General features: G+C 71.4%; 11 protein-coding genes. 3 read left to right on the top strand and 8 right to left on the bottom strand.

What is annotated here, in order from left to right; translation table 11 throughout:
- Positions 1 to 26: 26 nt before the first annotated feature.
- Both ACWD2L_RS00145 and ACWD2L_RS00150 read right to left on the bottom strand, forming a co-directional pair.
- Positions 27 to 539: an ATP-binding protein gene (locus tag ACWD2L_RS00145; RefSeq protein ID WP_351330502.1), complete on the bottom strand. Its 513-nt coding sequence runs from the start codon at positions 537 to 539 to the stop codon at positions 27 to 29.
- Between the two features lie 207 nt (positions 540 to 746).
- Positions 747 to 1,061, bottom strand: coding sequence for a hypothetical protein (locus ACWD2L_RS00150; protein WP_351330501.1), 315 nt, complete (start codon positions 1,059 to 1,061; stop codon positions 747 to 749).
- A gap of 322 nt (positions 1,062 to 1,383) precedes the next feature.
- Between ACWD2L_RS00150 and ACWD2L_RS00155 the strand changes: the two genes are divergently transcribed.
- Positions 1,384 to 2,535, top strand: coding sequence for a PLP-dependent cysteine synthase family protein (locus ACWD2L_RS00155; protein ID WP_351330499.1), 1,152 nt, complete (start codon positions 1,384 to 1,386; stop codon positions 2,533 to 2,535).
- A 132-nt stretch (positions 2,536 to 2,667) separates the two neighbouring features.
- On the opposite strand, the gene ACWD2L_RS00160 is transcribed toward ACWD2L_RS00155, so the two are convergent.
- Both ACWD2L_RS00160 and ACWD2L_RS00165 read right to left on the bottom strand, forming a co-directional pair.
- Positions 2,668 to 3,150 carry an SRPBCC family protein gene (locus ACWD2L_RS00160; protein WP_351330498.1) on the bottom strand — a complete coding sequence of 161 codons (483 nt, stop codon included), beginning with the start codon at positions 3,148 to 3,150 and terminating at the stop codon, positions 2,668 to 2,670.
- Between the two features lie 124 nt (positions 3,151 to 3,274).
- Positions 3,275 to 4,126, bottom strand: a complete 852-nt coding sequence (locus tag ACWD2L_RS00165; RefSeq protein WP_351330496.1) for a DeoR/GlpR family DNA-binding transcription regulator — start codon at positions 4,124 to 4,126, stop codon at positions 3,275 to 3,277.
- A gap of 237 nt (positions 4,127 to 4,363) precedes the next feature.
- Here ACWD2L_RS00165 and ACWD2L_RS00170 point away from each other — a divergent pair, with 237 nt between their 5' ends.
- Positions 4,364 to 6,769 carry a hypothetical protein gene (locus ACWD2L_RS00170; protein WP_451186881.1) on the top strand — a complete coding sequence of 802 codons (2,406 nt, stop codon included), beginning with the start codon at positions 4,364 to 4,366 and terminating at the stop codon, positions 6,767 to 6,769.
- Here ACWD2L_RS00170 and ACWD2L_RS00175 read toward each other — a convergent pair.
- The 4 genes from ACWD2L_RS00175 to ACWD2L_RS00190 all read right to left on the bottom strand — a co-directional run bounded on the left by ACWD2L_RS00175 (position 6,739) and on the right by ACWD2L_RS00190 (position 11,438).
- Positions 6,739 to 9,144, bottom strand: coding sequence for a right-handed parallel beta-helix repeat-containing protein (locus ACWD2L_RS00175; RefSeq protein ID WP_351330495.1), 2,406 nt, complete (start codon positions 9,142 to 9,144; stop codon positions 6,739 to 6,741). The genes ACWD2L_RS00170 and ACWD2L_RS00175 overlap by 31 nt on opposite strands.
- A gap of 161 nt (positions 9,145 to 9,305) precedes the next feature.
- Positions 9,306 to 9,911 (bottom strand): Rv1733c family protein, encoded by a 606-nt coding sequence (locus tag ACWD2L_RS00180; RefSeq protein ID WP_351330493.1) that lies wholly within the window; start codon positions 9,909 to 9,911, stop codon positions 9,306 to 9,308.
- Between the two features lie 184 nt (positions 9,912 to 10,095).
- The gene (locus ACWD2L_RS00185; protein WP_351330491.1) at positions 10,096 to 10,920 is read right to left on the bottom strand and encodes an MOSC domain-containing protein; all 825 of its coding nucleotides are present in this window, start codon (positions 10,918 to 10,920) and stop codon (positions 10,096 to 10,098) included.
- A 77-nt stretch (positions 10,921 to 10,997) separates the two neighbouring features.
- A complete protein-coding gene (locus ACWD2L_RS00190) occupies positions 10,998 to 11,438 on the bottom strand; it encodes a DUF6643 family protein (protein WP_351330490.1) in 441 nt (146 codons plus the stop codon).
- Positions 11,439 to 11,704: 266 nt separating this feature from the next.
- Here ACWD2L_RS00190 and ACWD2L_RS00195 point away from each other — a divergent pair, with 266 nt between their 5' ends.
- A complete protein-coding gene (locus tag ACWD2L_RS00195) occupies positions 11,705 to 12,901 on the top strand; it encodes a TerD family protein (RefSeq protein WP_351330488.1) in 1,197 nt (398 codons plus the stop codon).
- Positions 12,902 to 12,907: the final 6 nt, after the last annotated feature.

Here is a 12,907-nt window from a genome sequence, read left to right on the forward strand (position 1 = left end):
ACGTACCTTTGGTGATCACCGCCCGGTCAGCCTGCGACGGCCGACCGGGCGGGAGCATGCGGGGACACCGTGCGCTCGTGCGTGTCCGTGCGGTGCGCGGGCTGCGTCGCGTACACCGGGTACGGCGCGATGGCCATCGCGGGGGCGGGCGCCGGCAGGGCGAACCAGACGACCTTGCCGTCCTCGCCGTGCGGCCGCACACCCCAGCTGTCGCTCACCGCGGCGATCATCGCGAGTCCGCGGCCGCAGGTGGCGAGGGGGTCGGCGTCCCGTACCTCGGGGAGCCTCGGGTCGTGGTCGTGCACCGAGACGGTGAGCGTGCCGCTGAGCAGCTCGATCTCCACGGTGCAGAGCTTGTCCGGCTCGGCGTGCCGGTGGACGTTGGTCAGAAGCTCGGTGACACAGAGCGCGGCCATCTCGATCAACGGATCGAGATGCCAGTAGCGCAACTGCGCCGATACGATTCTGCGGACCTGACCTATCCGCGACGGCAGGGCTTGGAGCTCCACCGTGCAATGCCTGTTCGGCTGGCTGATCACGGCTACGACTCCCCGAAATTGAGTCCGGAAGAAGACGAAAACGGATCGAGCGGTGCGACTGCGCTGTGACAGGACTGCCCGCTCCGTGTCCGGCGGGCTGGTTCGCAGCGTTATCGCCGGTAAACCCTGAGTAGTGATGTGTGACCAGCGTTACTCAGGAGGCGTGGGCGTGCAACTTCGCCGGGGGTTCGCTGCGCAGACGGTGCGCTATCCGGTGTGCGAGGTGGCGGCGCGGACGGCCTCGATGAACCGCCGGGCCGCGGGTGGCCCGGCGGCGCCGCCCTGTCCGCCGAGGTGCAGCAGATAGCGCCGCCCGTCCACGGCGGCCATCGCCCGGTCCTCGGCACCGAACCACGGCCTGCCCGCCCGGACTTCACCCAGTGGAGCGCTGTCGATCTCGCTCCCGTAGCTCGTGAGCAACTCCAGCCTGCCGCCCGCGATCCGGACCTGCCCCGCCCGGGTCAGTGACCGCAGGCGCCGGCCGATGCGCACACCCGTCGCCGTGAACTCCGGCTCCGCCATGCCGTTTCGCCCCCTCGAGTGCGTGTCTGCGGTGCAGTCTGCACGCACCTGGCCAGGAGCACCAGTGCGCATGTGGACGCGCTGTGAAGCAGCGGGGGCAACTTCTTCGTGCGCCCCCCTCGCACGTACGTTCCCGGATTCTCCCGGCGTCCCGGGCGCGTGTTCCGTCTCTCTCCCAGGCGTTCCTTTGAGACGCTCAAAGATGCATTTATGCAGGTGAGAAGCGTGCGCAAGGTGCTTATGATCGTGGTGTCCGGCTGTCGTCGGCGTTCCGGACCGGCGCGCGGAACGATGGTCGGGCACGACGAGAAGGAGCCAAGCGGTGAGCACCACGGAACAAGGTCGGCCCACGGGCGAGGGCGCGGCATCCGGCGCCCTCCCGACGCTCGACGTCGACCACACGGACCTCGGCTACCGTGAGTGGCTCAAAGAAGCGGTACGCAAGGTACAGGCGGACAACAACCGCTCGGCCGACACTCACCTGCTGCTCTTCCCGCTCCCCGAGCAGTGGGGCATCGACCTCTACCTCAAGGACGAGTCGACGCACCCCACGGGCAGCCTCAAGCACCGCCTGGCCCGCTCGCTCTTCCTCTACGGCCTGTGCAATGGCTGGATCCGCCCGGGCCGCCCCGTCATCGAGGCGTCGAGCGGCTCGACGGCGGTCTCGGAGGCGTACTTCGCGAAGCTGATCGGCGTCCCCTTCATCGCGGTGATGCCGCGTACGACCAGCGCCGAGAAGTGCCGCCTGATCGAATTCCATGGCGGCCAGTGCCACTTCGTGGACGACTCCCGAACGATGTACGCGGAGTCGGCGGCCCTCGCCTCTCGCACCGGCGGCCACTACATGGACCAGTTCACGTACGCGGAGCGGGCCACGGACTGGCGCGGGAACAACAACATCGCCGAGTCGATCTATCGCCAACTCGCTCTGGAGCGCTACCCCGAGCCCGCCTGGATCGTCGCCACCGCGGGCACCGGCGGCACCTCCGCGACGCTCGCCCGCTACGTCCACTACATGCAGCACGACACCCGCATCTGCGTCGCGGACCCCGAGAACTCCTGCTTCTTCGAGGGCTGGACGACCGACAATCCCGACGCGACGAGCGACTGCGGTTCCCGCATCGAGGGCATCGGCCGCCCCCGCATGGAACCGAGCTTCGTGCCGGGCGCCATCGACCGCATGATGAAGGTCCCCGACGCGGCGAGCGTCGCCGCGGTCCGCGCCCTGGAGTCGGCCATCGGCCGCAGAGCGGGCGGCTCGACGGGTACGGGCCTGTGGAGCGCCCTCAAGATCATCGCGGAAATGGTGGCGGAGGGCCGCACGGGTAGCGTCGTGACCCTCCTCTGCGACCCGGGCGACCGCTACTTGGACAAGTACTACTCGGACGCCTGGCTCCGCCGGCAGTCCCTGAACATCACCCCATACGCCGAGGCAATCACGCGCCTACTGGAGACGGGGGAGTGGACGGACTGATCCCGGGCGGGCGCATCGAGCGTGTGCGTGGGCTTCGCGGGCGGCGGTCCGGCAAAATCAAGCCCCTGCGGCGATTGAGCAGCGGGGTCCGGGGCAGAGCCCCCGAGGCGTCAACCCCGGTCGACCGCACCATCACGCCGCCGCCGAAGCCACCCGCCGGTCAAGCGCCCCCACCGCATCGCGAAACGCCTTCCCGAGCCCACCCCGCCCAAGTCTCATCCCCACCCGCACCGCGCCCCCCGCATCCACCGCGAACGTCCACCGCACCCGAGACCCCCCACCGGGAACCCCTTCGATCCGCCACTCCTCCACCATCGCCCGCAGCCCCGGCACATTCGTCTCGTCAACGCGATACGCGTAGACCTCACCGGGCTCCGCGGCGACGATCGTCTCCAGGAACCGCGTCCCACCCTTGAGCCGAACCTCCCGCCGAGCCCCACCGTCCAACGGCCGCGCCAGCGTCACCGCGGAGAACCACTCGGGCCACCCGACGACATCCTCGGCGAGCGCCCGATACACGGCATCCGGAGAAGCCGACACCTCACGGGCGAACACGAGCCGCAGCGGCGCACTGTCGACGAAGTCGAGCTCGACGGGGAGAAGACGGCGTGCCATGAAGGTTCAGCCCCCAACGGTTGAATCGGCGGACGCGACGCCCGGCCCAACAGGCGCCACCAGTGGCCGAGTTGACGTACTCCAAGTGACGTGACCGGTCCCGGTCACCATAACTGGCGCACCGTCAGATGTCTGTACCGTCCTCCGGCTCAGCCTCAGCCTCAGCCTCCGGCTCCCCGGCCACGACGAGCCGCATGTGCTCGGCGACCTCCGCCCGCGCCTCGACCGGCAACCCGCCGTCCGTCACCAACGTGTCCACCTGGTCGAGCGAGGCGAACGAACTCAGCCCCACCGTCCCCCACTTGGTGTGGTCCGCCACCACGACGACCCGCCGCGCGGACTGCACGAGCCGCCGATTCGTCTCCGCCTCCGCCAGGTTCGGCGTGGACAGGCCGGCCTCCGGGCTTATCCCGTGCACCCCGAGGAACAGCACGTCGAAGTGGAGCGCCTCGATCGCCTGGTCGGCGACAGGGCCCACCAGCGAGTCCGACGGCGTGCGCACGCCACCGGTCAGCACCACCGTCGCCGCCCCCTGCCGGGACGCCGCACCGCGCTGCGAGGCGTGGAAGACATCGGCCACCCGCACCGAGTTGGTCACCACCGTCAGGTCCGGTACATCGAGCAGCTGCTGGGCCAGCGCGAACGTCGTCGTACCACCGGAGAGCGCGATCGCCGTGCCCGGCGCGGCCAGCGGAGCCGCGGCGCGCGCGATGTCCTCCTTGGCGGTCAGCTCCAGGCCCGACTTGGCCTCGAAACCGGGCTCATGGGTACTGGCCTCGACGACCGGGACCGCTCCGCCGTGCACCTTCTCGACGACGCCCTGCCGGGCCAGCGCGTCCAGATCGCGCCGGACCGTCATGTCGGAGACACCGAGCTTCCTGGTCAGCTCGTTGACCCGGACGCCGCCGCGCCGACGGACCTCGTCGACGATCAGGGCGCGGCGCTGCTCCGCGAGGAGGTTCTGATTCTCGCTCACGTCCGTCGGATCCCTTCGGCTCGTCCCGCCTGTCACCACCGCCGTACAGGCCAGCGCTTTCTCGTCATCCTCGCACGCGCCACCGACACCGGGACCACCGCCCGCGCTGCCGACCTGCGCCGCGACGGGGGCGACACGGGGTGAATGGGGCGGGGTGCCTCGGGGAGATTCCGTGACGAGGGGTGCCCGTGGGGGCGCCAGGCCGGGATCCTGGTCGTGTTCAGAAACGGGGGACACATGAGTACGACGCACGAGCACGAACAACAGAACGGCCCCGCCGCGGAGCCGACGCCGACGCCTTCCGCGACACCGCCCATGACCTCGGACGAGACCGCCCTGGAACTCCTCGTCCACGGAGTCGGCGGCACCACTCCTCAAGAGATGCTCGACGACCCGCAGCCCGTGCGGGTGTCGGGCGACGAGACGGCGGCCGTCTTCCGGCGCGGCGAGGACGCCGACGCGGAGGCGCGCCCCGACGACTACCGGGGCAAGCCCGTCCCCGAGGCGTACGTGTGGTGCAACCTCACCTCGGGCAACGGATCACGCGCGCTGTGGCTGCTGCTGCTCCCCTTCATGGTGGTGAACCTGTCGCACTGGATGCGCCCCAACGCCCGCCGCAGGTCCCGCACCGTACGCCTCTACGGCCTGCTCGTCCGCCTCCTGTCGCTCACGCTCACGGTGCTGCTGGTCGGCGCCGCGTGCGAGGTCGCCCTGGACCTGACGGCCTGGCAGTGCGCGGGCACGCCCGCCTGCGCCGAGCAGCGGGCCTGGCTGGGCTTCCTCGCGGAGGGCTGGTGGAGCCAGCCCGGCCGCCGGCTCGCCCTCGCCTCGCTCGTCCCGAGCGCTCTCGCCGTCCTGCTCTGGTACCTCTCGCACCGCACCTGGAGCGCGTACGAGGCTCAGCGCCCGCTGCCGCACATGCCCGAGCCCACCGACGGCGAGATCGACAACGCGCTCGGCAGGCCCGGCTTCTGGTACGGGCGGCGTCTGGTGTCCCGCCTGCGCTCGGCGCACACCGCGGCCGCGCTGCTCACGGTGGCCGCGGCCGTCGGCACGTCCGCGGCCCGCTTCGACCGGGAGTCCGGGGGGCCGGTCCTGCTCGACGTACTGGGGTGGGCGATCGTGGGCGCGCTGGTCCTCGGCACCCTCGCCGTCATCGGTGTGATCGTGCACCGCGGCCGCAGCGAGAACCGGGTCGACGACACCCTGGACCGCACGGTGGTGCGCGCCCTGCCCTACGCGGCGCTCGCCCTGCTCGTCGTGACCATGGTGTACGCGGCCTGGTCGCGACCCGGTTGGCAGTCCTCCGGCCGGCTGCCCGGGGACACGAGCTTCGGTGGCATCGTCCTCGTCCAGGGCGCGCTGGTGGTCGCCCTGGCCTTCGTCGCGCACGCCATCTACCGCACGGCCCGCGACCCGCGCACCGCCCTGCGCGGCCTCGGCGGGCCCGCCACCGCGATGCTCGCGTGCGCGCTGGGCGGCGTGATGACCGGAGGCGTGGCGCAGCGCGTCGCCGACTGGCTGGACGGCACCAGCGGCCTCATCAAGGGCCCGCCCATGCTGCTGACCTGGCAGGCCTCCGTCATCCCGCCGCTGCTGATCGTCCTCGCCGTCCTGTGCGGAGCGCTCGCTCTGCGCACGGCCCGCATCAAGAAGCGCGAGACCGCTCAAGTGGCTGTCGACTACCACCTCGACGAGAAGCCGGGCGCCACCGCCGAACCCCCGGACGCGGCCCGTACGGCACGCATCGCGGGCACACGCGCGCGTGCCGCCCTCACCGACAAGGCACCGGAGATGATCGGCGTCGTAGCCTCGGTGGCGCTGCTGCTCGGAGTCCTCGCCGTGGTCGGCGCCTGGACCACAGGGAAGGTGCCGGGGAGCGCGGCCCGCGGTTCGTACGCGGTCGTACAGGGGGCGGCGGACTCCGCGCAGGCGCTCGGCTCCTGGCTGATCGGCCTGGGCTTCATACTGTTCGTCACCTGGGGACGCCGCGCCTACAAGGACGCCTCCGCACGCCGCACCATCGGCATCCTGTGGGACGTGGGCACCTTCTGGCCGCGCGCCGCGCATCCCTTCGCGCCCCCGTGCTACGCCGAGCGCGCCGTCCCCGACCTCACCTGGCGCATGGCCACCTGGACGCAGGCCACCGGTGGCCGGCTCATCCTGTCCGGGCACTCACAGGGCAGCGTCCTCGCGGCGGCGGCCGCCTGGCAATTGCACCCCTCCGTAAGGAAGCGCGTCGGACTGCTCACCTACGGATCGCCGCTCGAGCGGCTGTACGGGCGCTGGTTCCCCGCCCAGTTCGGGCCCGAGGCGCTGGCCTCGCTGCACCGCCAGGTCGACTGCTGGCGCAATCTGCACCGCAAAACCGACCCTATCGGCGGGCCGATCAACCTGCCGGGCAATTGCGGCCCCCAGGTCGACCACAAGGCACTCCTCGACCCGCTCGCCTACGGGCGTACGGCCGAACACCCGCTCCCCGCACCGATCCTGGGCCACGGTGACTACCAGGCCGACCCGGTCTTCGCCGAGGAGCGCGCCCGGCTGCTCGCCCGCCTCAAGCCGGGCGTACCGCAGCAACGACCGGAGGGAGACCAAGAGCAGGCCGAGGCTCAGGGCAGCTCCGGCAGGTCCTCCGGGTAGAGCAGCGTGAGGGCGTCGGTGTCCAGCGCGTCGAGCTGGGCGACCCGGCCCGCGTGCCGCTCCACCATCGACTCGAACGACTGCCGCGCGGTGCGGCCGTTGCCGAAGGCGGGCCCCTTCGGGAGCACCGTGAAGTACTTGAGCAGTGCTTCCGGCGTCCCGTCGGCCAGCCGGTACTCGTGCTCGTCGGCCTGCTGCTCCACGATGCGCAGCAGTTCCTCGGGCTGGTAGTCGCAGAACGTGATGGTCCGTGAGAAGCGAGAGGCCACACCGGGGTTGGTGGACAGGAAGCGCTCCATCTCCGCCGTGTAGCCGGCGACGATCACGACGACCTCGTCGCGGTGGTCCTCCATCAGCTTCACGAGCGTGTCGATCGCCTCGCGGCCGAAGTCGCGCCCGGAGTCCTCGGGGGACAGGGCGTACGCCTCGTCGATGAACAGGACACCGCCGTGGGCCCGTTGAAAGGCCTCCTGAGTGCGGATCGCGGTGGAGCCGATGTGCTCGCCGACCAGATCCACACGGGACACCTCTACGAGGTGGCCCTGGCCGAGGACGCCGAGCGAGGCGAGGATCTCGCCGTACAGGCGTGCCACCGTCGTCTTGCCGGTGCCAGGGGAGCCCGTGAACACCAGGTGCCGCCGCACGGAGGCCGCCTTGAGGCCCGCCTCCTGCCGCTTGCGGCCCACCTCGATCATGTCGGTGAGCGCGCGCACCTCGCGCTTGACGCTCTCCAGGCCCACGAGCGCGTCGAGTTCGCCGAGGACGCGCTGGGACGTGCGGGACTCCTGAGCGGGCTCCTGGGGCGCCGCCACGGGCCGCTGGTCGGGCACGGCGCTGAGCAGGCCGACGGTCTGCGTCGCGGTCTGGAGGGCCGGCTGCGGGGCCGCCGCCGCGCCGGCGCGCACGCCGCCGCTCTCGTCGCTCGCGCAGTCCTCGATCAGCGGCCCGTCCTCGGCGAACTCGTAGCCGCCGCGCGAACACCGCTCCGTACGACACTTCTTGAGGCTCGTACGGCAGCCGTCGATGACGTGGAATCCAAAGCCGCCGCTGTCCGCGACCCGGCAGCCGTGGAAGCTGCCCCGGCCGCCCGCGGACACGTAGAAGCCGGCTTCGGCGGGCGAGGTGACCGTGCACCGCTCGATCGTGGGGTCCGCGCCCTTCGTGACGATCACGCCGGTCTGCGTGGCGTCCACGGTGCAGTTGGCGAGCGTGCCGCCGCTGCCGTGGTCGCGGAACCAGGCGCCCGTGGCGGCCTCGCGGATGCGGCAGTCGTCTAGTTGGGCGGTCGCCCCGTCGCTCACCGACACGGCCGTGTTGCGCACCTGGGAGAGGTCGCTGTCGACGACGTCCACGCGCGAGCCGCGGTCGAGCACGAACAGCGCGTCCGGCACGTCGTGCACCCGGCAGGAGTCGAGCACGGCGGTCGCGCCGTCACTGACCCAGACGGCCGGATAGTCGCCCGTACTGTCGTGGATCTCGGTCTGGTTGGCGTCCACGCGCGTGCCGGGGTCCCACACCGAAAGCCCGTTGCGCCCGAACCGGCTGACGGTGGAACGGGTCAGGGTGAGCACGGACCGGGAGCGCAGGTCGATCGCGTTCTCCGGGACGTCGTGCACACGGCAGTCGGCGAGGGTGAGCACCGCGTCCGTGTCGAGCGTGACGCCGTCCCCCGTCGTGCGGTGCACATCGCAGTCCGTCAGGTGCGCGGCGGCCCGCCCGGTGATCTGCACACCGGAACCCTTGACCTCGTACACCTCGCAGCCCACGGCCTCCAGGCCGGAGTGCTCGCCGGTCGCGGACAGGCCCGCACCCGACGTGTGGTGCACCCGGCAGCGCTCGAGCCGGGGATGCGCGCCGCCGCGCACCGCGACGCCCGCCTGCCCGGCGGCGACGACCTCGCACTCCTCGAACACGCCGCCCCCGCCGTCCAGGACGGCGATGCCGATGCCGCCGGGGTTGTCGACGGTGCACTGGCGCACCATGGGCCGGGCGCCGCCGCGCACCTCGACGCCGACCGCGGACCGGGTCACCACGCGGACACCGACGATCTCCGGGGCGCCCTCCTCGACGAGCAGCGCGGGCGACGCCGCGTCCTGCCCTTCGACGTGCAGGTCACGCACGGTAGCGGAGGCCCGTACGGTCACGGGGACACCGTCCGCCGGTGCGATCCGCACGGAACCGGGGGAGCCCTCGGGGCCACGCAGCGTCACGGCCCGCCGCAGCACCAGGTTCTCCCGGTACGTACCGGGGGCCACGGTCAGTACGTCGCCGTCGGTCGCCGCCTCAAGCGCGGCGGCCAGCGACGCGTACTCACCCGTGCGGCGCCGCCACCGCGAAGTGCTGGTGTGCGTCACCTGGACCGAGCCCTGTGCCATGGCGCTGATCTGCCCCCACCTCGTCGTACGCAGGAAGTGTGCGCGCCTCGCGCGGCGCTGTTTCCTGGCTTCTTCCTGTGCTCTGCCTGCCTAAAGGTGGCTCCACCGTAGCGTGCGCGGAGCACGGCAGTTGACCAGAGCGGCGAGCCTGTGGACGGCGGTCAGCTGCCCGTGCCGGTCCTTCCCCAGTCGGGTCCCGCAATGTCCCAGGCGCTGTCCCAACGCGCGTACCGGCGGCGCATCATGCGCCACAGGGCGAGCCGCCGGGCGCCCTCCACCAGGCCGGTGACGGCGACGGCCGCACCGAATCCGGCGAGCGCCGCGTGCGTGGCGGCGGTGGGCCGGTCGAGGGGGCGGCCGACGGCGCGACCCTGGTCGTCGGTCCACACGGTGAACTTGTCGCCGCGGTGCGGGGTGCTGAGGGCGGCGACGACGCGGTCCTGCCGGGTGGAACCATCCGGGGCCCGCCAGGTCGCCACCACGCGCGTGTGCGCGTCACGCGCCGTGGAGGTCTCCGGGTCGGGGTCCAGCGGCGGCTGCGCCACCTTGTGCAGCACGGTCGCCGTCACCTCGTGGCGCATGCTGCGCTGCTCCTCCACGGAGCGGTACAGAGCGTCACGCGAGACGGACCCCGCGACGATGCCGACCACCGGGGCGGCGACGACGATGAGGAACAGTGCGATCAGGGCGACCCAGGCCTCTGCCAGGTCGGTCCTGCGGCACACGGGATTGTGGCGCCAGCGCCAGAGCCCGATCAACGCTCGCACGGTCTGCACCCCCTTCCGGGTCTGTCATAACCCCGAACGGCAGCGCCCGCATGCCGGAGGGGAGAAGAGAGAGCGACGTCACCCGACCCAGGTCCCGGCTCGCCCCTGACCACCGGCGCTTCCGACACTGCCATTGTCTCTCAACGAGCATGTCGCGGCGCCGGGTTCCCCGACCGGGTGACGGTTATTCGAGGATGGTCAAGGGATCCCCGATACGCATGGTGCCGGTCGATTCGGGTACCAGGTTTGTGCCGAAGCACAGTTGGTCGCCGAAGCGGCGGTGCCGCGCCAGGGTGCGCAGCGGCTCCTTGCCACGCTCCGCGGTCTGCTGGTTCGTCGTCGTGACCACGCAGCGGCCGCTCCTCTTGGCGATGCGGAAGGTGACGTCGCCGATCGCGATGCGCGACCAGTCGTCCTCCGCCCACGGGGGTGTCTCGGAGACGACGACATTCGGCCGAAACCGGTTCATCGGCAGCGGGCCCTCGTCGGCATGGTCACCTTGAGCGATCAACGAGTTGAGGGCGTCGAGGGACGAGAGCGTCGTGAGGAGCAGCGGGTAACCGTCGGCGAAGCTCACCGTCTCGCCCGGACGCGCGTACTCGGGGTCGATGGGCCGCCTGGTCGCCGGGTCGTCCAGGTGCATCAGGCGTATCTCGGTGTCCAGGTACGCACTCCACCACGCGTGGGCCGCGCGGTCGGCGGGGACCGCCTCGACCTTGTCCGACCAGACCTCGATCGTGGTCGTCTCCCGCGGCTCGGGCACCTCGACGCTCAGCGGGTCCATCGCCGGGGCCGACAGACGAACGCCGCCGCCGGGGAGCTGCTCGGCGGCGGCCAACGCCAGGCGGGGATGCGGCCGTTGCGTGACGATCTTGTCGTCCGCGCCCACCAGCACCCAGCGCCGGTCTCCGGCCAGGCCCCACGGCTCCACGACGACCTCACGCGGAGCGTGCCCCCGAACCGCCTTGAGCGGGTGGACATGGATCGAACTGAGTGCTGGCTGCGACATGCCGGTAATTCTGCCAGCAGCCACGGACATCGCCCGTGGCTGCTGGGGGTGGGCCGGGGCGTTCCGGCCGTGTCGGGTCAGTAACCGCGGTACTGCTGGCGGTTGTACGGATCCTCGTACGGCGCGGGGGCGGGCCGCGGCGTGGCCGGGCGCATCGCCTCGTAGCCGGTCGCCTGGCCGGGCGCGGGACGCTGCGGCTGCTGGACCTGCGGGCCCGGATAGCCGCGCTGGGCGTGCGCCTGCTGTGGGATGTACGCGGCCGGGGCCGCCTGCATCGGGGCGGCCTGCGGGTGCGGATACCCGTACTGCGGCGCGGGCGCGGAGTGCGCCGACGGCAGGGCGGGCAGCGCGGCCGGCAGCGCCGGCAGGTGGCTGTTGCTGTCGTACGCGGAGGGAACCCGGATCGGGGCGATCTGCGGAGTACCCCGTTCCGCGACGAGTGAGTCGTAGATCGGAGTGTCCGGGAAGGACGGCGCGGAGTAGTAACCGCCGCCATATGTGGAGCGGGGGGAGGTCATGACACATAAGTTAAGCCCACGATGTGGTCGTTGGGGTAGACCGATAAGAGGGTTCTTTTGCGTGTCGTGTGTGACCGCGCGTCCTCAATGCGAGCGAACTTGGGGAAAACGGTCGTCACTCGGGGCAGTTTTCCTGTAGAGGTCGAAGATTTCGGGGGTTACCGGCGGTTGGCCAGTGATCTTCGAACGAGCCTCTGGGAGTCGCTGGGCCACAGGGAATATGTTGGCCGGTAAGCCGAGGTCGGGCGTTTGGGGCGGACATGACAATGGCTAAAGGCGCGAATGTCGGGGTGCGGGCTTCGGCCGTGCGCGTCGAATTGGTCCGGCGTGCGGGCCCCGGTGTGCCCGACGTCGACGCCTCGGCGCTCCTGCTCGCCTCCGGAAAGGTCCGCTCCGACGCGGACTTCGTGTTCTACAACCAGCCCGCGCACGCCTCCGGGGCGGTCCGGTACGAGGGCAGGTCCACCGGCGGGGGCGCTGTCACCGACACCCTCTTCGTCGACCTCGCGCGCGTGGAGCCCGCCATCGAGCGGGTGGTCCTCGCGGCATCCGCGGACGGCGGGGCGTTCGGGCAGGTGCCGGGTCTGTACGTCCGCGTCGTCGACGCGGCGGACGGGACCGAACTCGCCCGCTACGACAGCGCGGACGCGACGGTGGAGACGGCCTTCGTCCTCGGCGAACTGTACCGCCGTCAGGGAGCCTGGAAGTTCCGGGCCGTGGGCCAGGGCTACGACAGCGGCCTGGCGGGCCTCGCGACGGACTACGGCATCACGGTGGACGAACCGCAGAAGGCAGCGCCGCCCGCCGCCGCCCCTTCGGCTCCGCCCACCCCCGCGCAGCCCGCGCGGCTGACCAAAGTGACGCTGACGAAGGCGGCACCCACTGTCTCCCTGGCGAAGCAGGGCGGCACGTCCGGCGCCCTGCGCGTGAACCTTAACTGGGAGATGCGCAAGCAGTTCGGCGGCCGGGGGAACAAGCGCGCCCGGAACCTCGATCTCGACCTGTGCGCCCTGTACGAACTGACCGACGGGAGCAAGGGGGTGGTGCAGGCCCTCGGCGACGCCTTCGGCGCGGTGGGCAGGGCCCCGTACATCCACCTCGACGGCGACGACCGCAGCGGTGGCCTCGCCGCCGGCGAGAACCTCACCATCAACCTCGACCACACGAACGCGTTCCGCCGCATCCTCGTCTTCGTGACCATCTACGAAGGCGCGCGCAGTTTCGCCGACCTCCATGCGACGGTCACGCTGCAACCGGCGCACGGAGCGCCGATCGACTTCTCCCTGGACGAGTGCACGGTGCCCTCCACGGTGTGCGCGCTCGCCCTGCTGACGAACGACGGCGGCGATCTGACCGTGCAGCGCGAGGCCCGCTATCTCGTCCCGGAGCGGGGCGTCAGCCCGCAGCGCACCGTGGACCGCGCCTACGGGTGGAACATGAGCTGGACACGGGGTCGCAAGTAGCTTGGC

It is taken from the genome of Streptomyces sp. NPDC002754 (genome assembly GCF_053592315.1).

What these genes read in the sequence shown, in the direction of transcription:
- ACWD2L_RS00150 (WP_351330501.1), bottom strand. Translation starts at nt 1,061, where the DNA reads ATGGCGGAGCCGGAGTTCACGGCGACGGGTGTGCGCATCGGCCGGCGC.
- ACWD2L_RS00160 (WP_351330498.1), bottom strand. Translation starts at nt 3,150, where the DNA reads ATGGCACGCCGTCTTCTCCCCGTCGAGCTCGACTTCGTCGACAGTGCG.
- ACWD2L_RS00170 (WP_451186881.1), top strand. Translation starts at nt 4,364, where the DNA reads ATGAGTACGACGCACGAGCACGAACAACAGAACGGCCCCGCCGCGGAG.
- ACWD2L_RS00175 (WP_351330495.1), bottom strand. Translation starts at nt 9,144, where the DNA reads ATGGCACAGGGCTCGGTCCAGGTGACGCACACCAGCACTTCGCGGTGG.
- ACWD2L_RS00185 (WP_351330491.1), bottom strand. Translation starts at nt 10,920, where the DNA reads ATGTCGCAGCCAGCACTCAGTTCGATCCATGTCCACCCGCTCAAGGCG.
- ACWD2L_RS00190 (WP_351330490.1), bottom strand. Translation starts at nt 11,438, where the DNA reads ATGACCTCCCCCCGCTCCACATATGGCGGCGGTTACTACTCCGCGCCG.
- ACWD2L_RS00195 (WP_351330488.1), top strand. Translation starts at nt 11,705, where the DNA reads ATGGCTAAAGGCGCGAATGTCGGGGTGCGGGCTTCGGCCGTGCGCGTC.